Source organism: Halalkalibacter flavus, assembly GCF_036663575.1.
Lineage (GTDB): Bacteria > Bacillota > Bacilli > Bacillales > Bacillaceae_D > Halalkalibacter > Halalkalibacter flavus.
The window spans coordinates 1-18,900 of the sequence record NZ_JAWRVK010000060.1 but is presented as its reverse complement, the minus strand read 5'-3'; the positions used below and the strand labels follow the sequence as shown (position 1 = coordinate 18,900).

17 protein-coding genes are annotated in these 18,900 nt (G+C 41.4%); 14 read left to right on the top strand and 3 right to left on the bottom strand.

What is annotated here, in order from left to right:
• Positions 1–327: 327 nt before the first annotated feature.
• Positions 328–1,320, top strand: a complete 993-nt coding sequence (gene pta, locus SAY88_RS22880; protein ID WP_332634613.1) for a phosphate acetyltransferase — start codon at positions 328–330, stop codon at positions 1,318–1,320.
• A 132-nt stretch (positions 1,321–1,452) separates the two neighbouring features.
• Here pta and lipL read toward each other — a convergent pair whose 3' ends face one another.
• On the bottom strand, positions 1,453–2,286 hold the full coding sequence (gene lipL / locus SAY88_RS22875) for an octanoyl-[GcvH]:protein N-octanoyltransferase (protein WP_332634612.1): 834 nt from the start codon (positions 2,284–2,286) through the stop codon (positions 1,453–1,455).
• Between the two features lie 239 nt (positions 2,287–2,525).
• On the opposite strand from lipL, the gene SAY88_RS22870 reads away from it, so the two are divergent.
• The 5 genes from SAY88_RS22870 (at position 2,526) to SAY88_RS22850 (ending at position 6,472) form a co-directional block, all read left to right on the top strand.
• Positions 2,526–2,750: a YuzB family protein gene (locus tag SAY88_RS22870; RefSeq protein WP_034631914.1), complete on the top strand. Its 225-nt coding sequence runs from the start codon at positions 2,526–2,528 to the stop codon at positions 2,748–2,750.
• Positions 2,751–2,878: 128 nt separating this feature from the next.
• Positions 2,879–4,177 carry an HD domain-containing protein gene (locus SAY88_RS22865; RefSeq protein ID WP_332634610.1) on the top strand — a complete coding sequence of 433 codons (1,299 nt, stop codon included), beginning with the start codon at positions 2,879–2,881 and terminating at the stop codon, positions 4,175–4,177.
• A 14-nt stretch (positions 4,178–4,191) separates the two neighbouring features.
• The gene (locus SAY88_RS22860; RefSeq protein WP_332634609.1) at positions 4,192–4,695 is read left to right on the top strand and encodes a YwgA family protein; all 504 of its coding nucleotides are present in this window, start codon (positions 4,192–4,194) and stop codon (positions 4,693–4,695) included.
• A gap of 208 nt (positions 4,696–4,903) precedes the next feature.
• The gene (locus tag SAY88_RS22855; protein WP_332634608.1) at positions 4,904–5,431 is read left to right on the top strand and encodes a YwhD family protein; all 528 of its coding nucleotides are present in this window, start codon (positions 4,904–4,906) and stop codon (positions 5,429–5,431) included.
• 228 nt (positions 5,432–5,659) lie between these two features.
• Positions 5,660–6,472, top strand: coding sequence for a GNAT family N-acetyltransferase (locus SAY88_RS22850; protein ID WP_332634606.1), 813 nt, complete (start codon positions 5,660–5,662; stop codon positions 6,470–6,472).
• 40 nt (positions 6,473–6,512) lie between these two features.
• Here SAY88_RS22850 and SAY88_RS22845 read toward each other — a convergent pair whose 3' ends face one another.
• Positions 6,513–8,579, bottom strand: a complete 2,067-nt coding sequence (locus tag SAY88_RS22845) for a transglycosylase domain-containing protein (RefSeq protein ID WP_332634605.1) — start codon at positions 8,577–8,579, stop codon at positions 6,513–6,515.
• Positions 8,580–8,821: 242 nt separating this feature from the next.
• On the opposite strand from SAY88_RS22845, the gene speE reads away from it, so the two are divergent.
• From speE to SAY88_RS22815, 6 genes are all read left to right on the top strand, one after another.
• Positions 8,822–9,649 (top strand): spermidine synthase, encoded by an 828-nt coding sequence (gene speE, locus SAY88_RS22840; protein ID WP_332634603.1) that lies wholly within the window; start codon positions 8,822–8,824, stop codon positions 9,647–9,649.
• Positions 9,650–9,909: 260 nt separating this feature from the next.
• Positions 9,910–10,353 (top strand): YwiB family protein, encoded by a 444-nt coding sequence (locus tag SAY88_RS22835; RefSeq protein WP_250096484.1) that lies wholly within the window; start codon positions 9,910–9,912, stop codon positions 10,351–10,353.
• Positions 10,350–12,020, top strand: a complete 1,671-nt coding sequence (argS, locus tag SAY88_RS22830) for an arginine--tRNA ligase (RefSeq protein WP_332634602.1) — start codon at positions 10,350–10,352, stop codon at positions 12,018–12,020. The genes SAY88_RS22835 and argS overlap by 4 nt, the downstream gene beginning before the upstream one ends.
• 183 nt (positions 12,021–12,203) lie before the next feature.
• Positions 12,204–12,680, top strand: coding sequence for a DUF456 domain-containing protein (locus tag SAY88_RS22825; RefSeq protein WP_332634601.1), 477 nt, complete (start codon positions 12,204–12,206; stop codon positions 12,678–12,680).
• A 65-nt stretch (positions 12,681–12,745) separates the two neighbouring features.
• Complete coding sequence (locus SAY88_RS22820) at positions 12,746–12,916, top strand: XapX domain-containing protein (protein ID WP_034631895.1); 171 nt, start codon at positions 12,746–12,748, stop codon at positions 12,914–12,916.
• 21 nt (positions 12,917–12,937) lie between these two features.
• Positions 12,938–13,720 carry an alpha/beta fold hydrolase gene (locus SAY88_RS22815; RefSeq protein WP_332634600.1) on the top strand — a complete coding sequence of 261 codons (783 nt, stop codon included), beginning with the start codon at positions 12,938–12,940 and terminating at the stop codon, positions 13,718–13,720.
• 123 nt (positions 13,721–13,843) lie between these two features.
• Here SAY88_RS22815 and cls read toward each other — a convergent pair whose 3' ends face one another.
• Entirely contained in the window at positions 13,844–15,040 is a 1,197-nt protein-coding gene (gene cls / locus SAY88_RS22810) for a cardiolipin synthase (RefSeq protein WP_332634598.1), read from the bottom strand.
• A 202-nt stretch (positions 15,041–15,242) separates the two neighbouring features.
• On the opposite strand from cls, the gene SAY88_RS22805 reads away from it, so the two are divergent.
• Positions 15,243–17,345, top strand: coding sequence for a (Fe-S)-binding protein (locus SAY88_RS22805; protein ID WP_332634596.1), 2,103 nt, complete (start codon positions 15,243–15,245; stop codon positions 17,343–17,345).
• 300 nt (positions 17,346–17,645) lie between these two features.
• The gene (locus SAY88_RS22800) at positions 17,646–18,824 is read left to right on the top strand and encodes an acetyl-CoA C-acetyltransferase (RefSeq protein WP_332634594.1); all 1,179 of its coding nucleotides are present in this window, start codon (positions 17,646–17,648) and stop codon (positions 18,822–18,824) included.
• The last annotated feature ends 76 nt before the right edge of the window (positions 18,825–18,900 follow it).

The window sequence follows — 18,900 nt, the reverse complement described above, 5'->3', positions numbered from 1 at the left end:
TTAGGGATTTTTTTGATTGTAGTTAAATCAATTTCCAATTTTCTAGTTTTAGGGTGTTGACATATTACCGCTGTGCTAAAATGAATAGCTATTCACTTTCTGGTAATATCTATTCGACACATAAGCAAAGAATCCTTTGGTCATCCTAAAGGTAATGTTAGAAATGACGAAAAATACTAATGTAGTAAGTGTGTAAGCGAAAACATATTAATTTTTGAAAAAATTAACACTTTAATGAACTTGACAAATATGGTTCCTTTTTGCATGCAAGAGGAGTATCCTTATCATATAATGAAGAGAGCGTAGTTTTTTTAGGAGGAATCAATAGTGAGTAATCTTTTTTCAGAAATAAAAGCACAAGTGGAAAGACACAATCCAATCATTGTGTTGCCAGAAGGTACGGATGAACGAATTTTAGAAGCTGCAGCAAATTTGGCAAAGGATAAAGTTGTAAAACCAATTCTTGTTGGTAATGTTTCAGAGGTACGAGCAAAGGCAATTGAGAACCGTATTGCACTTGGAGACGATGTAACAATTTTAGACCCTCATAATTATGATGGAATGGATGAAATGGTTGCGGCATTTGTTGAGCGTCGTAAGGGCAAAGAAACTGAAGAGTCAGCACGCCAGTTACTACTTGATGTAAACTACTTCGGAACAATGCTTGTGTACCTAGGCAAAGCTGACGGCTTAGTAAGTGGAGCTGCACACTCAACAGGTGATACGGTACGTCCGGCACTACAAATCATTAAGACTCAGCCAGGTATTAAGCGTACATCAGGAGTATTCGTCATGGTAAAAGAAGAGCAAAAGTTTGTCTTCGGTGACTGTGCGATCAACATTGCTCCAAACAGTGAAGAGTTAGCTGAAATTGCAATTGCGACAGCGGAAACAGCCAAAGTTTTCGGGTTAGATCCAAAAGTTGCAATGCTAAGCTTCTCAACAAAAGGATCAGCGTCTTCCATTGAAACAAAGAAAGTGTCTGAAGCAACAAAACTTGCACAAAAAACTAGACCAGATTTAGTCATTGATGGTGAGTTCCAATTTGATGCAGCATTTGTTCCAGCAGTTGCACAAAAGAAAGCACCAGAGTCACCACTTCAAGGTCAAGCGAATGTTTTCATTTTCCCAAGTCTTGAGTCAGGAAACCTAGGGTACAAAATTGCGCAACGTCTAGGTGGATACGATGCAATCGGCCCAATCCTTCAAGGGTTAAACAAACCAGTAAATGACCTGTCACGTGGATGTAACGCATCTGATGTATATAAACTTTCACTAATTACAGCGATGCAGGCGATTAATCAGAAGGTAATGAGCTAAGAATATAAGTAGATGATGGAAAGGCTGGCTTTGCTGGCCTTTTTTTGCGAAAAATGTAGTTTTTTAGCGAAATGTAGTGTTTACATACAAAAAAAGGGTTGTCTCAAAAATAGACCTTTTGAGACAACCCCTTTAACGGTTCAACGCTTTCTCATTACGAGCCAGTACTCGATCATAATTCTCCAAAAATAGACTTTGTTCTTCAGCTGAGAAGGACTGAACCGAAATCTTTACCCCTTCACTTTGCATCGTACGAAGCAGGAGTGTCATAATGTCTGAAATGGTAAATTGCTGCTTGAGAAGCTCGTTTAAGGAAGCCATCGTTTCTGGCTTTATAATAGGATAGGTAAACTTGGTTTCCTTGCCATTTACCGATTTCTCATAAAACTGTTCAATTACCTTTGCACGTTCGCTGCCACTGCCTGTGACACATAAATAAATTTGAACAGCGATGCCTCCACGAATACGCCGCTGTGATATTCCAGCAAATTTTTTCCCACCAATACTTAAGTCAAAGCTACCTGGACAATAGGAGCCAACGATCTCATAAGCATCAATTTGCACATGAAAGGAGGCAAACATTTTTTTAATAAGGTCGTACATCAACTCATAGCCAGCATCTATAGAGAAACCCTTTTTTTCCTTTAGAATAAGGGAGAGGTTTAACACGCCATCATCTAAGACAACAGCTAGACCACCAGAATTTCGAACAATGACGCGATAGCCTTTTGATTCTAAATACGTACGTCCTGAATCTATATCCGGCAAGCGGCTATCTTGGATGCCGAGGACGATCGTTTGATGGTGAACCCACGATCGAACAGAAGGAAGTCCTTGCTGCTGCCCGATAAATGAACAAAGCGTATCATCATAGGCAAAAGATTGAAGCGCATCAAAGGTAGGACCGAATGTGCTATGGTCTAAAAAACGCCAAGTATTAGAAATAGTTGGGATAGATATAGTCATGGGCGAAGCTCCTATAATTTCATTAAATATCCTCTATTATAGCATGGGTTTTCTGATAGGGATAAAAAAGAAGGAGAGCCATTCTTTTAAGCTGTAATATAGCATGGTACCCCTTACACATTTTGCTAAAGGTAATAACCAATTGCTTCTATAGAATCTTATGGTATACTAGTTCATGGTTTAAAAAGAGATCATTCCGTTGAACATATAGATACTAGCAATAGAAGGGGTCAGGTAAAATGGCAAATGAATTTCGTATTTGTGATGAATGCCAAGCGACCAACATTAAAACACTTATCCCACGTTTGAAAAAAGTTGATGCAGAAGCAACAATCGATATAAAATGTCAATCATATTGTGGGCCAGGGAGAAAAAAGTCGTTTGCATTTGTGAACAATCGTCCGGTCGCAGCACCAGATGAAGATCAGCTCATTGAAAAAGTCATGAAAAAGCTAAAAAAATAAATCCCAGTTAAACAGAAACTGGGATTTTTTTATGTGTTGTGGAGGGCGAGGGGTCAGACCCCTCCTGACATGAGATCGTTCTTCCTTTATAATGGAGGTACTATTACCGAAAGTCGAGAGGAACGGATATGACAAAACCTTATTACGGTCAATTGGAAGAAGAGAAAGTATTTAAAGACCCAGTACATAGGTACATCCATGTGCGGGATGAGTTGATTTGGGCTTTAATTGGCACGAAGGAATTTCAGCGTTTGCGTCGTGTTAGGCAGCTAGGTACGACATATATGACGTTTCACGGAGCTGAGCATACGCGCTTTAACCATTCGCTAGGGGTGTATGAGATTACAAAACGGATCCTTGATGTGTTTTGTGGCCGGCCACATTGGAATGAAAATGAGCGTCTCCTCACGCTTTCAGCAGCGCTTTTGCATGATGTCGGGCATGGGCCTTTTTCCCATTCTTTTGAAAAGGTATTTGATACCGATCATGAGGATTGGACAAGACAAATTATTTTAGGAGACACCGAAGTGAATGAAGTGCTTTCTAATGTAAATCCTGATTTCCCACAGGCAGTTGCAGATGTCATCGAAAAAACGTATTCAAACAAGCTCGTAACAAGCATTATTTCAAGTCAAATTGATGCCGATCGAATGGATTACCTGCAACGCGATGCGTACTACACAGGGGTGAGCTATGGCCATTTTGACATGGAGCGAATTTTGCGAGTGATGCGTCCGATGGAAGACCAAGTCGCAATTAAGCAAAGCGGGATGCATGCGGTAGAAGATTACATCATGAGCCGTTACCAAATGTATTGGCAAGTGTATTTCCACCCGGTCACACGGAGCGGAGAAGTGATCTTAAGCAAAATTTTTTGGCGTGCAAAGGAACTTTACGAACAAGGTTATGAGTTTAAGCATAAGCCGCATCATTTTTATTCCTTTTTTGATGGAAAAGGGAGCTTGGACGATTATTTACGGTTAGATGAGGCGATAACTCTCTATTATTTTCAAATTTGGCAAGAAGAAGAGGATCGCATTTTAAGCGATCTTTGTGTAAGATTCTGTAATAGAAAATTATTTAAGTATGTCGAATTTAATCCAAATTTGCGCATGAATGATTGGCCTGTGCTGCAAGATTTGTTCCGTCAAGCTGATTTGAATCCTGACTACTATTTAGTTGTTGATTCATCCTCTGACCTCCCGTATGACTTTTACCGACCTGGTGAGGAAGAAGAGCGCCTGCCGATTCATTTAATTATGCCAAACGGGAAATTACGCGAACTGTCGCGGGAATCAGAAGTTGTTGAAGCGATATCTGGAAAGAAGCGTACCGATCACAAGCTCTACTTTCCGCTTGATTACTTAGAGGATGAGCGTGAACATAAAGAAGTGAAAAAGAAGATTCGAGATTTATTGAACGTATAAAGGGGGAACAGACTTTGCTGAAGGATCATGCAAATGTGATGGCACTTTTTTTGCAAGCTGGTGAGGTTGTTGGACGGAAGAAGCTGCAAAAGATGATTTATATCGCGAAAAAGATGGACGTGCCATTTTCAGAGCGATTTAAATTTCATATGTTTGGACCTTATTCAGAAGAACTAAGCTTGCGGATGGAAGAGCTGTGTAACTTAGGCTTCCTTTTAGAGAACAAAGAGGATAAGGGCAACTACTATCAATATCGCTATGCTCTTTCAGAGGAAGGGCAGAAGTTTTTGAAATTATATCAATTTGATTTGCCGCAGACAGAGGAGCTTATTGGGAAACTAAACGACCAAAGCTCACGTTTCTTAGAGCTCGTTTCAACGCTCTTGTATTTTGAAGAACTCCCTCGGGATGAAGTGAAAGAGAAAGTTTTTACGCTAAAAAAGAAATCGAACTACACTGAGGAAGACATTGAACAAGCTTATGAATTTATTGAGGCGTTGCGAACACTCAGTCATTAATATAGATCCAGCTCACTCTTTTTGGGTGAGTTTTTTATTAGCAAGTTTTCCGAAAAAGTAAGTAAAGAGCAAAGTGGTAGATATAATAAAGCGCCTGATCTTAGGTAGAAAACAACACGTATGCACAAATGAATATTACTTTACACTAGCATATAGCGGGTAGTTTTGTGTAAAATTTGAACAAAGGCAGTGAAAGGAAGGTGTCAAAGTGGACTTACTAAATAATGATAACCTGAAAAAGAAGAAAAGCAGTGGGTTTAATATTTTAAACAATGACTCAACAGACGGCCATGGTGGATACGGAGCCGGAACATTGAACTTAGATAACGTGTCACCTGTATTTGTTGATCCAACAGAAGGAGAAGCGTTTGTCGATATGGGTGCGTTACATGCTCGTTCGGCTGTTGAAAAGCGTATTAAATTTCTTCCTGATAAGGAGAAAGTACCAAATGGCAAGCTGTACTGGCTTGTATGGGTGACGATTAATTATAAAGAAGGAAAACCGTATTACGCGGGTGTAGCTGGTTGCGAAATGACAGTTGATACTGAAATTAGACGTGGCTATAAGAGCTTGCCTGAGCACGTAAATAAGATGGATAAATCATTAAAAGGAAAAATTCTCGTTGATGACATGGACGAGAAATCGAAGAAAATTCTTGCTGAATTTTTAAAGAATCATAACGAACAAATGTGGGTAAACTCAGGGAAAGAGCTGCATGATGCATTAGAGGTTTAGAGAAAGAAAATCACTCAATTGTAAACCCCTAAATTCAAATAACTATGAAAGATTTTTGAACACTGAATGCGACTCTTGAGCTTTTCCATTATTACGAGTAAACTGAGAGAAGTATAAACAGCACATTTATACTAGGACACGAAAAGGCGCAAGGGACTGGACACCCCTTGCGCCTTTTCATATTATCGGCGTATTCTTAAAGAAAAAGAAGTGTAAGGAGATGCCGCGATGCTTATAGAAAGCGCTTTAACTGAGATTAAAAAGCTGCAACAGCTTTGTGAGCTAGAGGATGGAATTGAACTGAAATTAAATTGGGATTTGCTTCAAATGAGGAAAGCAGAGGAGAAGAATGACTTTTTTCATTATGAGGGTGAGGAGCTAATAGGCTTTCTGGCAATCTACAGCTTTGGGAATAAAGCTGAGATCTGTGGAATGGTTCATCCAAACAAACGTAGGCAAGGGATTTTTCGCAATTTACTAACAGAAGCACTGAAGGAATTAGAAACTCGAACATATCACACAATCTTGTTAAATACGCCGACTCAATCAAATAGCGGAAAGGCGTTTGCGGAACAGGTTGGCAGCTATTCATTTTCAGAGTACCAAATGGCATGGGAAAAAAAGGATCTTGTACAAAAGGATAGTCAGGTTTCGATTAGGTCAGCGGAGAAAGGTGACTTGGAATTTATCATAGATTTAGATGCGGATTGTTTTCATATGGAAAAAAGGGAAGCAGCGTTAATGTATGAGCATGTCGGCATAGCAGGGAGTGTAATCATTGAACATGATGGCAGTATGGTTGGAAAATTACGCTGGCATGTTGAAGATGACGAGAGCTGGATTTATGGCTTGGCTGTTGTACCTAAGGAGCAGGGAAAAGGATTTGGTCGAGGGGCTCTCATTCAAGCTGTGTTAGAAGAGGCTGAAAAGGGGCAGAAGATCTTTCTTGAAGTGGTTCCTGAAAATGAGCATGCACTTCGTTTGTATCAATCATGTGGGTTTAAGCAAGTATCTGTGCAAGATTATTATGATATGAAATGAGATAAAACAAGCTGCTCGAAATTACGAGCAGCTTGTTTTTTTAATGACCGAACCATCTAAAAAATCGATCAATAAAGCGTTCCTTTTCGTGAGACTCCTCATCAATTGCTTCGACTTCTTCGCCATCAGAAGCTGGTTTTGGACATTCCTTTGTCGGTTCGGTCCCTTCGACAAAGTATGTGACACGATGTGTAGGACAGTCCTCTGTTGCAAGCAGTCCGTTTAGTGGGTTCATTTCCACCCCGACGACACCATCAGGAATCGGGAAGTCAACTGCTTCCTGATCGTTTAGGGCATGTTCAGTAAAATTAGCCCAAATCTTTTTCGCGTATTGCCCATCTGTTGCTTGATTCAAATTTGTTCCACTATCGTAGCCGACCCAGACACTTGTAACGAGCTGTGGTGTATAGCCAACCATCCAGCTATCTCGACTCGTAGAACCAGACTTACCTGCTACTGGGCGGTTGATTAAATGGGAAACAGAGCGCCCTGTAACAGATGTATGTGCATTTAAATACGGATCGAACATCCCTTTCATGAGATCTGTAATAATAAAAGCTAGCTTCGGGTCAAGAACTTGCTCAAGATGCGGCTCTGATTCATAGAGAACTTCGCCTTCTCGGTCAACGACTTTCTTAATGAAACGAGGCTCTACCTTTTTCCCACCATTTGCAAAAGCACTGTAGGCTCTCGCCATTTCGGCTATCCCGACATCCGAAGCACCAAGCGCTAACGCTGCGCCCTCGCCTAATGGACTTTCGATCCCAACACGGTGGGCAAGCTCCCCAGCTTTATCCGTTCCTAAATATAGATGGGTTTTCACAGCGTATATATTATCTGAAAAAGCCATCGCCTGAAGCAGCGTAATAAAATCCTCGGCATAGTTATCATTAAAGTTACTAGGTGACCAAGGCTGCCCGCCATTAATCTCAAACGTCGTTTCCTCACTCATGAGGGTTGAGGCAGGTGTAAATCCATTTTCAAGTGCTGCATAGTAGAGAAACGGTTTAAACGATGAACCCGGGTGTCTTCTCGCATCGATTGCGCGGTTAAACGGGCTCTCAACATAATTTTTTCCTCCGACAAGTGCTTTTACATCACCCGTCTGAGGATCCATGGCAACAAGGGCTGTTTGTAGTTCGGAGTCAGGCATTTCGCGCCGAACCCAATACTCAGCTTCTTTTTGCATATCAGGATCAAGTGTTGTATACACTTTAAGTCCACCTGCCTCCAGTAAAGCTGGATCGATGCCGACGTCTTGAATTAAGATTTTTTCAACAGCGGCTTGGAAATAAGGTCCGACTGTTGATGTATTATCAAGCTCATCGTGAATGAAATTCAAAGGCTCAGCATGGGCTTCATCTGCTTCCACTTGAGTTAATACACCATTGTCGACCATCGACTGCAGTACGACTGCTTGGCGTCGTTTTGCTCGATCAAAGTCGATTAAAGGTGAATAATAGCTAGGCCCTTTTGGAATACCAGATAACATACTTGCCTCTGCTAGAGTGAGATCATTTGCTGACTTCCCAAAATAATGATGAGACGCAGCTTCGACCCCGTAAGCTCCGTGCCCATAATAAACGGTATTTAAGTACCCTTCTAGAATTTGATCTTTATCATAGTTCATTTCTAGCCGGAGTGAATACAGCAGTTCGTTCCATTTTCGTACCCATGTTTTATCATGGCTTAAATAGAGATTTCTCGCGTATTGTTGCGTGAGGGTGCTTGCTCCTTGAGCCATAGACCTTGAACGAAGGTTCGCAACGACTGCGCCCCCGATCCGGGTAAGGTCAAATCCAAGGTGATTATAAAAGCGTCTATCCTCAATCGAAATCGTTGCGTTAATAATATCATTGTCAATAGATGATAATCCGACCCAATGTCGGTTTTCACCTTGATGGTGCTGACCTATAGGTGAATTGTCGGCTCCATAAAAAACAGTTGTTTGCGACACGTTTAATGGAGGGGGACCTTGCATTTTTGTATACGATAGAAGAGAGACAGCGGCCCCTGCTGCCAGAACTAAACATATTAATAAAAGACGAAAAAATAAACGGACTAAGCGCCTTCTTCGGCGTACTCGTCGGTCAATGACGACTTCCATTACGTCACCCCGTTCTTAGTATGATTTTTTTATAATGGCAAGTTGCGAACAAATGCCTTTGTTATGCTGTTCGCCTATCTATTCATCATTGGTAAAAAGCACCTTTTTTAAACATGAAAAAATGGATAAATTACCCTTGCTTTTTTTGTCCGTTGCTTTATACTTTCATTTGGTATGAGTAGAACGTACATAAATGGAAGAACCTATAAATGATTAAGTTAGGAATTTATGAGGTGACACAAATGGAATTATGGTATACAGAGAAACAAACAGAGCACTTTGGGATCACAGCAAAAATTAAGCAAACTCACCATACAGAACAAACTGATTTTCAAAAGCTTGATATGATTGAAACTGAAGAATTCGGCAATATGCTCGTTCTTGATGGTATGGTTATGACAACCGAGAAGGACGAGTTTGTTTATCATGAAATGGTTGCACATGTTCCATTGTTCACACACCCAAATCCGAAAAATGTATTAGTAGTAGGAGGAGGAGATGGTGGAGTCATCCGTGAGATCCTCAAGCATCCATCCGTTGAGAAGGCGACACTTGTAGAAATTGACGGCAAGGTTATTGAGTACTCGAAAAAATACTTACCAACAATCGCAGGAGCACTTGATGATTCTCGTGTCGATGTTCAAGTGGATGATGGATTCATGCATATTGCTAAGTCAGAGAATGAGTATGATGTCATTATGGTCGATTCTACCGAGCCAGTTGGACCAGCTGTGAAGTTGTTTGAAAAAGGGTTCTACGAAGGAATCTCAAAAGCGTTAAAAGAGGACGGTATATTTGTTGCACAAACGGACAATCCTTGGTTCCATAGTGAACTCATTACAAAGGTATTTAGAGATGTAAAAGAAATCTTCCCGATTACCCGTTTGTATACGGCCAACATTCCAACATATCCAAGCGGTTTGTGGACGTTTACAATTGCATCGAAAAAGTACGATCCACTAGAAGTAAAGGACAGCCGCTTCCATGACATTGAAACGAAATACTACACGAAGGATTTGCACAAAGCTGCCTTCTCTCTACCGAAGTTTGTCGGAGATTTAGTCAAATAAAAGCAAACGAACACCATGAAAGAGCAACCAGAATGGGTTGCTCTTTTTGCATAGCATGTGGAGCACGCGTGGTCATGTGGGGGTCAGACCCCTCGGTATACCATTACCGCTGTGAAGAGGTAAAGTGGGGTCAGACCCCTCTTTACTACGTTACAAAAATAAAGCGGGGTCAGACCCCGAATTCGAGACATTGACTTCCGTCTTGCATGTCGGTAGTAAACTCGCTAAACTTGAATGATAGAGAGGTGTGCGAGCTAAGGATGAATAAACCAACAAAACGTTCATTAAAAATGCGATTTCAAACGAAAATTAACCATGGTGATCATACGGATTCCTATGAGTTTACAACTCGGGGGGAGCTGTTTCATAAAGGAAGTCAGGATTACTTGCGCTTTCAAGAAACATTGTCAGAAACAGAATCTGTGCAAACAACGATGAAATGGGATGGCAGAGAGCTTATGCTCATTAGGCAAGGCTCAATTCTGATGCGACAAGGCTTTATCGTAGGAGAAGAAACGCTCGGACGTTATGTCACCCCAGATGCCTCATGGGAAACAACAGCGACAACAGATAAGCTGCTCGTTCAATGGCCATCGGGTAAGAGCCGTGGTCGCATTCAACTTACATATAAATTTGCCTTACAAGGTCAGGAGACGGGAACCCACCAAGTACGGTTGACATTAGAGGAGGATACAACGAAATGAATAGTGTAGAACAAATTAAACAAAAATTGAAAGAGGAAATCGTTGCTGCAGTACAGGAAGCAGGGCTAGCGAGCGCAGAAGAAATTCCTGAGGTTGTCCTAGAAACACCAAAGGAAAAAGCACACGGTGATTATGCAACGAATATGGCAATGCAGCTAGCACGAGTGGCAAAGAAAGCACCTCGTATGATTGCAGAAGAACTTGTTGCTAAGCTGAATAATGAGCGTGCATCTGTTGAAAAAGTGGAAATTGCTGGACCGGGTTTTATTAACTTTTTCATGGATAATAGCTACTTACGCGACGTCGTTCCTACTGTACTAAAAGCTGGCGATGCGTACGGGGAAACAAATGTAGGTGGTGGAAAACGAATTCAAGTCGAATTTGTTTCTGCAAATCCTACAGGAACGCTACATCTTGGACATGCTCGTGGAGCGGCTGTTGGGGACGCGCTATGTAATGTATTAGCAAAAGCGGGCTATGATGTAGAGCGTGAATACTACATTAATGATGCAGGAAATCAAATTCATAATCTGACACTCTCACTAGAAGCACGTTACTACCAAGCGTTAGGTCAAGATAAGCCGATGCCGGAAGATGGCTATCATGGGCAGGACATTATTGAATTCGGAAAAGCTTTAGCTGATGAATACGGCGATAAGTATGTGAATGTGTCAGAAGAGGAGCGTCACACATTTTTACGTCAATACGGCCTTGAAAAAGAATTAGAAAAAATCAAAGTTGATTTAAAGGAATACCGCGTTGAATTTGACAACTGGTTCTCCGAAACATCATTATATGAAACTGAAAAAGTAACCGAAACATTAAACGTCTTAGCGGAAAAAGGGGAAACGTATGAAGAGGATGGAGCAACTTGGTTCCGTTCGACAACATACGGTGATGACAAAGACCGCGTATTAATTAAAAATGACGGAAGCTACACGTATTTAACACCAGATATTGCATATCACCAAGATAAAATGAACCGCGGCTTTGAAAAGTTGATCAACATTTGGGGAGCCGACCACCACGGCTATATTCCTCGTATGAGAGCGGCTATTCAAGCGCTTGGATATGCACCAGAACAATTGGATGTGCAAATTATCCAGATGGTGAGCTTATTCCAAGGTGGAGAAAAAGTGAAAATGAGTAAGCGTACAGGAAAGGCTGTTACGCTTCGTGACTTGATGGAAGAGGTTGGAATTGATGCGACGCGTTACTTCTTCGCAATGCGCAGCTCTGATACACAGTTAGATTTTGATATGGACTTAGCTGTTTCAAAATCAAACGAAAATCCTGTTTACTACGTACAGTACGCTCATGCGCGTGTATGTAGCATGCTGCGTCAAGGAAGTGAGCAAGGCTTTACATTTGATGAAAGAACAGATCTATCTGTTCTTTCATCTGAAAAAGCATACGATTTGTTAAAAGCAATTGGGGACTTCCCAGCCATTGTTGCTGAAGCAGCTGAAAAGCAAATTCCGCACCGTATTACAAACTATGTTCATGACTTGGCGTCAACGCTTCACAGCTTCTACAATGCAGAACGAGTCATTGATCCAGAGCAAAAGGAAGCATCAAATGCTCGTTTAGCTCTAATGAAAGCAACACAAGTAACGATTAAAAATGCCCTTGCATTAGTAGGGGTAGAAGCTCCAGAAAAAATGTAATGTGAAAGCACTTGGACTCATTCCAAGTGCTTTTCATGCTCTTTCTCAAGTTGGAGGAAGAGCATATTGCTTGGATAAAGCTGATAAAAATTAAAAATAGCTGATATATTTACTGAACAGAAGATCAAACTGAATAATAAAAGGTAACTGTCTAATTAAGACATGGAAGCTTGGAGGTGGAGTATGAGCATTCTTATTTGGATTTTTATTATTGCCTTGTTTGTTTTAAGTTTTGTTGGTCTTATTTTTCCGATCATTCCCTCTGTTCTTGTGTTATGGGGTGGATTTCTCCTTTATGCGTTTATGCTTGGGTCACTTTCCATTTGGTTTTGGATTGGTGCGGGTTTGTTAACAGTCATCATTCTTTGTGCTGATATAATTGCCAGTCAATATTTTGTAAAAAAATATGGTGGATCAAAATGGGGAGAGAGAATGGCTGCGGTGGGTGTCATTATTGGCTCCTTTATTTATCCGCCATTTGGCCTTATACTCGTGCCGTTTCTCCTCGTCTTTATTACGGAGTTCTCATCAAGTAAAAATGGGCAGCATGCATGTAAAGTCGCAGTTGCTTCTTTGATTGCTTTTTTAAGCAGCACCTTTGCCAAATTTATGATACAGCTCATTTTAATTGCTTGGTTTATGATAGAGATTATTTGGTAATGCCTCATGCTGAAGAATAATGCGAGGCTTTTCACGCATAGTAAAGATAGAAAGAAGGGATATTCATGCAAGAAGTAATCCTTGCTCTTATAGCGGGTTTAGTTGTTGGTTTTTTCTTTGCACTAATTAAATTGCCGATTCCAGCGCCACCAGCACTAGCAGGTGTCATGGGAATCGTCGGTGTTTACTTAGGGTATAAACTTTTCCACTGGCTTCTTCCATTTATTCAATCATAAGGAGAAAAGGAGGCAGGTCATTTGCCATATTTGAAATCAAACGAAGCTCATTTTTATTATGAAGTTCATGGAGAGGGAACGCCGATTCTCTTTTTTCATCCACCTGTTATGGGGATTGAAACGTTTGAATATCAGCGTGCTCTCGCTGAAAACTATCAGCTTATTTTCATCGATTTGACCGATAGTGGCAGAAGCTCAAAACGGTCGGTAAAAACGTCAGTTACCGATTTTGCTGAGATTGCTTATTCTTTAGTTGTGAAGTTGGGACTTGATCCTGTTATTGTTTGCGGATATTCAAACGGGGGATCGACAGCCCAAGAGTTTGCGCTTTTGTATCCGGAATTAACTAGAGGGGTCATTATTATTAGCGGTTTCCCAGAAGTGGCGTCGTTTTTGCTTGAAAAGGAATTTAACCTTGGCATATGGGCTGCGAAAAATGAGTTACTTAATATGTTTTCCTTTGTCTTGCCAAAAGTTCATTTCCGTTCAAAAATTGAGCAACAAAAAATGGCATTTTTTATTAAGCGTGGTGACGCTCCAACGTTGCAACGTATTTATGAACAAGGAAGAGACTATGTTTCAACGGATAGGCTGAAACAGATAACCGTTCCTGTTCTGTTAATCTACGGAAAGTTAGATGCGGTATCTCCTTTGTACTCATTAACGTTCTTTAAAGAATTAAAAGATGTCGATGTGGTCCTTGTAAGCGGAGTGGCCCACCAAGTACCAACAAGGCGTCCAGACCAATGTAACTCCATTATCGACAGCTGGATCAAACGAAAACAACTCGCACAAACACACTAAAATGGACCACTCATCTAAGGGTCCATTTTTTGCTGATATGCATTAGGGGTCAGACCCCTCGGTACACCACTAACGCTGTGAAGGGATAAAGAGGGGTCTGACCCCTCAATGGTAGATTTCCTCCTAAAGCAGGCCGGACACGAGTTTGGCGACTTGTTCTTTGCCTCTTTGGGTAAGGGGTCTTTTCTTGTATGCTTCGAGTGTCAGGCGTTCAGAGACCTGAATGTCATGCTCCATTTCTTTTAATACATGTTGAATAAATTCTGCATCATAAATCAAGCAATTAATCTCATGGTTAATGTGAAAGCTCCGCTTGTCAAAATTTGCTGTTCCGATGTCACACACTTGGTTATCAATAACAACCGCTTTTGCATGGAAGAACCCCCGGTAATATTGATACACATTAATTCCTGATTCAAGTAGCGGCTTAAAGTAAGGAAATGCAGCTTCCTTTACAAGAGGGTGATCGCCTTTTTTCGGAACGATGAGCTTCACATCAACTCCTCGTTTGGCCGCAGCCATTAATTCTCTCTGCAATGGCTCGCCAGGAATATAGTAAGGAGTACCAATTACGATCGTTTCTTTCGCTTGGCTGATTAAATCGATGAATGTTTCCTCTAAATAAACCCCATCGGTTGGCAATATCCTAAGTGGAATAGACCCTTCTTTTAATGTAGGATAATGAGACGGTCTCTCCATATGTTTTTGCTTCGCTGTTTGCCAGTCCTGTAAAAATTGACCCTGTAAATCTTGGACTCCATCTCCATCAATACGTAAATGGAAATCACGCCAAGGACCAAATTTAGGATCTCTCCCTAAATACTCATCCCCAATATTGTATCCACCAATATAACCAACCTTGCCGTCCATAATCGCTAATTTTCGGTGGTTTCTCCGATTAAAAGTAAAAAAGAAATAAGGGAAGGATACAGGGTGAGAATATGCAAACTGAACCCCAGCCTTCTTTAACTGTTTTAAATGTTTCTTCTTGATGTCACAGCCGATTTTGTCAACCAACAGCCTGACATCTACACCTTCTTTTGCTTTCCCTTCAATTATCTTCAACATCTTACCGCTAATATGATCATCTCTGATGATATAAAAGAGTAAATGCACATGGTCAGTTGCTTGCTCAATATCGGCAAACAATTTTCTATAAAATTCATCACCTGTAGGTAAAAAAGTTACATTACCGTAACGTGTTTTCTGAACATGTCGAGTGGCTTCTTTTCGTTGCTGGCGTAGTCCGAGTACAAAATCGACTCTCAACCATATGAAAACAGCAATTATAATTAAAGCAGTAATAACCCATCCATTCATCGCATAACCTTCTTTCTACAAGAGCGTTTAGCAAGTCGCACTTTGCTTAGAGTTCTGATTTTAGCATGTGCGGAAATGAGGAAGTTCATGAGAAAAAGATTACAAAAAATGAATGACCATTCATTCAAGTCGTGATATAATCGTTTTATAAATGTGCCTATGAGTATTTTAAAAAAGGAAGAATGAAGGGGGATGCTCAATCGTGGAAGCGCTAACATGGGTTAATTGGATATTATTCATACTCGTAACGACTTATGCCGTCTATTTATTCGTAACGCTTGTCAAAACGAGGTATGAATACATCAATCTCGGAAAAAAAGCAGAGTTCGATCATTCGATGAAGGAACGTCTACATGCGGTTTGGGTGAATGTTTTTGGGCAAAAGAAGCTATTAAAAGATAAGAAAAGCGGCATCATTCATTTAATGTTTTTTTACGGATTTTTAATGGTTCAGCTCGGGGCAATAGATTTAATCTGGAAAGGACTAGCGATAGGCTCGCATTTGCCTCTAGGACCGCTGTATCCAGTCTTTACTTTCTTCCAAGAAATCATTGTATTTATGATATTAGTTGCTGTTGTTTGGGCATTCCATCGCCGTTATATTGAAAAATTAGGGCGCCTAAAGCGAGGTTGGAAAGCGGGACTTGTCCTCATATTTATCGGCGGTTTGATGACGTCAAAGCTTTTGGCAAAAGGAATGGAAATCATCTGGCTTGAAAAGTCATTAAGCGGTTTTGAGCCGATTGCATCGGGAATTGCAGCTGTATTTGGCTTTTTACCATCAACTATAGCAAGTGGGCTCTTCTTTGTTTTTTGGTGGATGCATTTATTGTTTCTACTTACATTTCTCGTTTACGTACCGCAATCCAAGCATGCGCATTTAATGGCTGGTCCTGTTAATGTGTTCTTAGGGCGGACTCATAAAGTTGGACAGTTAGCTTCTATTAACTTTGAAGATGAGAGCCAAGAAGTATTCGGTGTGAATAAAATTGAAGACTTTAACCAAAAACAACTCGTCGACTTGTACGCCTGTGTCGAGTGCGGGCGCTGTACGAATATGTGCCCAGCAACGGGAACCGGCAAGATGCTTTCACCGATGGATTTAATCGTAAAAATGCGTGACCATCTAACTGAAAAAGGTGCCGCAGTTACGTCAAAATCAGCATGGTTACCAGAATTTGTTTTTTCTAATACAAAAGCAAACCAGCTAGCTATGCAAGGGTCTGGCAGCAAGGAAGTAGCAGCAGGGTATTCCGTTAATCTCATTGGAGATATCATTACAGAAGAGGAAATTTGGGCCTGTACGACATGCCGAAACTGTGAAGATCAGTGCCCCGTTATGAATGAACACGTCGATAAAATAATCGATATGCGTCGGTATCTCGTATTAACTGAAGGAAAAATGGATGCAGATGCACAGCGCGCAATGACAAATATTGAGCGTCAAGGCAATCCGTGGGGAATTAGCCGCAAAGAGCGTGAAAACTGGCGCACGGGGCGAGACGACATTCATGTGCCAACAGTAAAAGAGATGGAGCAGGCAGGAGAAGAATTTGAATTTCTTTTCTTCGCTGGATCGATGGGTTCTTACGATAAACGCAGTCAAAAAATTGCTCAATCATTTGCAAAAGTAATGAATGAAGCAGGAGTAACGTTTGCAATCATTGGGAACAAAGAAAAGAACTCTGGTGATACCCCAAGACGATTAGGGAATGAATTTTTATTCCAAGAGCTAGCAGCGGCAAATATTGATTTGTTCCAAAAACATAACGTCAAAAAGATTGTCACGATTGATCCACATGCATACAATACATTTAAAAATGAGTATCCAGAATTTGGTCTAGAAGGAGTCGAGGTATATCACCATACAGAACTTCTAGCAGAGCTGATCAAAGATGGTAGGATTTTGCCGAAGTATGAAGTGAAGGAAAAAGTCGTTTACCATGATTCCTGTTATCTAGGACGTTACAACGAGGTGTACGAACCGCCTCGTGACATTTTAAAAGCGATTCCAGGTGTTGAGATCGTTGTAATGAAACGAAATCGCCAGGATGGTATGTGCTGTGGGGCTGGAGGCGGAATGATGTGGATGGAAGAAGATACAGGCCAACGTGTCAATGTCGCACGCACCGAGCAAGCGCTTGAGGTAGAACCATCTGTAATTGGAAGCGGCTGTCCATATTGCTTAACAATGTTAAGTGACGGCACAAAAGCGAAAGAAGTTGAAGAAGACATTCAAACCCTCGACTTAGTAGAAATCCTAGAAAGATCGCTTATCCAGAAGGAAAATGAAGCTGTACAATAGAATAAAAAAGAAAGGGCTTTCATAAAAGTAATGTAAACAAAAAAAGAAAGGAGCCTATGTAGGCTTCCTCTCTTTTTAATAAGCTGTTTTCGTGAAGATTGTTGCTGTGAAGAAATGTGTTTTCTCGTAGTGAAATGGAGCGGAAGTCACTCGACACCTCCTTGCGGGTGCGAGTGGCTGGAGCGCAATGGAACGAACATGTGGAGACGCAAACCCCATAATAACAACAAAGTATGCGAAAACAGCCTTTCAATAAAAATTGAGTGAGCGTTCGCTCAGAAAGAAGGAGGAGGAAAACGAATGAAGACAGTCATTGTTAGTGGAGCAAGAACTCCGTTTGCCAAATACGGTGGGGCCCTTAGTGCGTTAAGTGCAAGTGAATTAGGTGGTCAGGCAATTAAAAAGGCGTTAAGCCGTGCCAATTGGCGAAAAGAACAAGTCGATCAACTCATAATGGGAAATGTTCTGCAAGCAGGCCTTGGCCAAATTCCTTCACGTCAAGCTGCTCACCATGCTGGTCTTCCTTGGTCGGTTAAGACAGAAACGATCAACAAAGTGTGCGCATCTGGCATGCGGAGTGTAACAATGGCTGATCAGCTTATTCGTTTAGGAGATGCGGATGTCGTTGTTGCTGGTGGAATGGAGTCAATGAGCAACGCTCCGTACTATCTTCCAAATGCGAGATGGGGGCAGCGAATGGGCAATGGTCAGGTCATTGATGGCTTAGTTCATGATGGCCTAACCTGTTCATTCCGCGACGTTCATATGGGCACGTACGGTAATGCAGTCGCTAGTGAGTTAGGCATTTCAAGAAAACAACAGGACGAATGGGCGTATGAAAGTCATAAAAAAGCAGTCGCGGCAATCGAGTCTGGAAAACTGACAGATGAAATCGTCGGAGTAGAAGTACCGCAACGATCAGGAGCCCCTCTATTTATAGAAAAAGACGAAGCACCACGTATTGATACATCGCTAGACTCATTAGCGAAATTAAAACCTGTCTTTGGCAAAGCCGGAACAATCACCTCAGGGAATGCCCCTGGAGTAAATGACGGCGCTGCCGCACTGCTTCTCATGTCTGAAGCAAAAGCAACAGAAGCAGGACTCAAGCCTTTAGCAACAATCATTGCTCATACCGCACTGGCAATTGAACCCGAAAACTTCCCGAAAACCCCAGGTTTAGTTATTAAGAAACTTCTTGAAAAAACGAACAAAAAAGTAGAAGACATCGACCTTTTTGAAATCAACGAAGCCTTTGCTGCCGTCGCTTTAGCAAGCAAGCAAATTGCTGAGGTTGATCCTAGCAAAATCAATGTAAATGGAGGAGCAATCGCTCTTGGCCACCCAATCGGCGCAAGTGGCACCCGTATCATTTTAACGCTAGCCTATGAACTAAAAAGAAGAGGCGGCGGCCTCGGAATCGCAGCCATCTGCAGCGGCGGAGGCCAGGGAGACGCCGTGATGATAGAGGTTTCATAAAAAGGGCGATCTTCCCTTTTTATGAAACCGAAGCGATGAGCGAAGCCGCCGTAATCTTTTAAGCCTTTTATGAGCG

Bases quoted from the DNA above. Each gene is read 5' to 3' on its own strand.
- SAY88_RS22845 (WP_332634605.1), bottom strand. From the start codon at position 8,579: ATGGAAGTCGTCATTGACCGACGAGTACGCCGAAGAAGGCGCTTAGTC.
- SAY88_RS22820 (WP_034631895.1), top strand. From the start codon at position 12,746: ATGCAAGAAGTAATCCTTGCTCTTATAGCGGGTTTAGTTGTTGGTTTT.
- SAY88_RS22835 (WP_250096484.1), top strand. From the start codon at position 9,910: ATGAATAAACCAACAAAACGTTCATTAAAAATGCGATTTCAAACGAAA.
- SAY88_RS22865 (WP_332634610.1), top strand. From the start codon at position 2,879: ATGACAAAACCTTATTACGGTCAATTGGAAGAAGAGAAAGTATTTAAA.
- SAY88_RS22825 (WP_332634601.1), top strand. From the start codon at position 12,204: ATGAGCATTCTTATTTGGATTTTTATTATTGCCTTGTTTGTTTTAAGT.
- SAY88_RS22870 (WP_034631914.1), top strand. From the start codon at position 2,526: ATGGCAAATGAATTTCGTATTTGTGATGAATGCCAAGCGACCAACATT.
- cls (WP_332634598.1), bottom strand. From the start codon at position 15,040: ATGAATGGATGGGTTATTACTGCTTTAATTATAATTGCTGTTTTCATA.
- SAY88_RS22850 (WP_332634606.1), top strand. From the start codon at position 5,660: ATGCTTATAGAAAGCGCTTTAACTGAGATTAAAAAGCTGCAACAGCTT.
- argS (WP_332634602.1), top strand. From the start codon at position 10,350: ATGAATAGTGTAGAACAAATTAAACAAAAATTGAAAGAGGAAATCGTT.
- SAY88_RS22800 (WP_332634594.1), top strand. From the start codon at position 17,646: ATGAAGACAGTCATTGTTAGTGGAGCAAGAACTCCGTTTGCCAAATAC.
- speE (WP_332634603.1), top strand. From the start codon at position 8,822: ATGGAATTATGGTATACAGAGAAACAAACAGAGCACTTTGGGATCACA.
- lipL (WP_332634612.1), bottom strand. From the start codon at position 2,286: ATGACTATATCTATCCCAACTATTTCTAATACTTGGCGTTTTTTAGAC.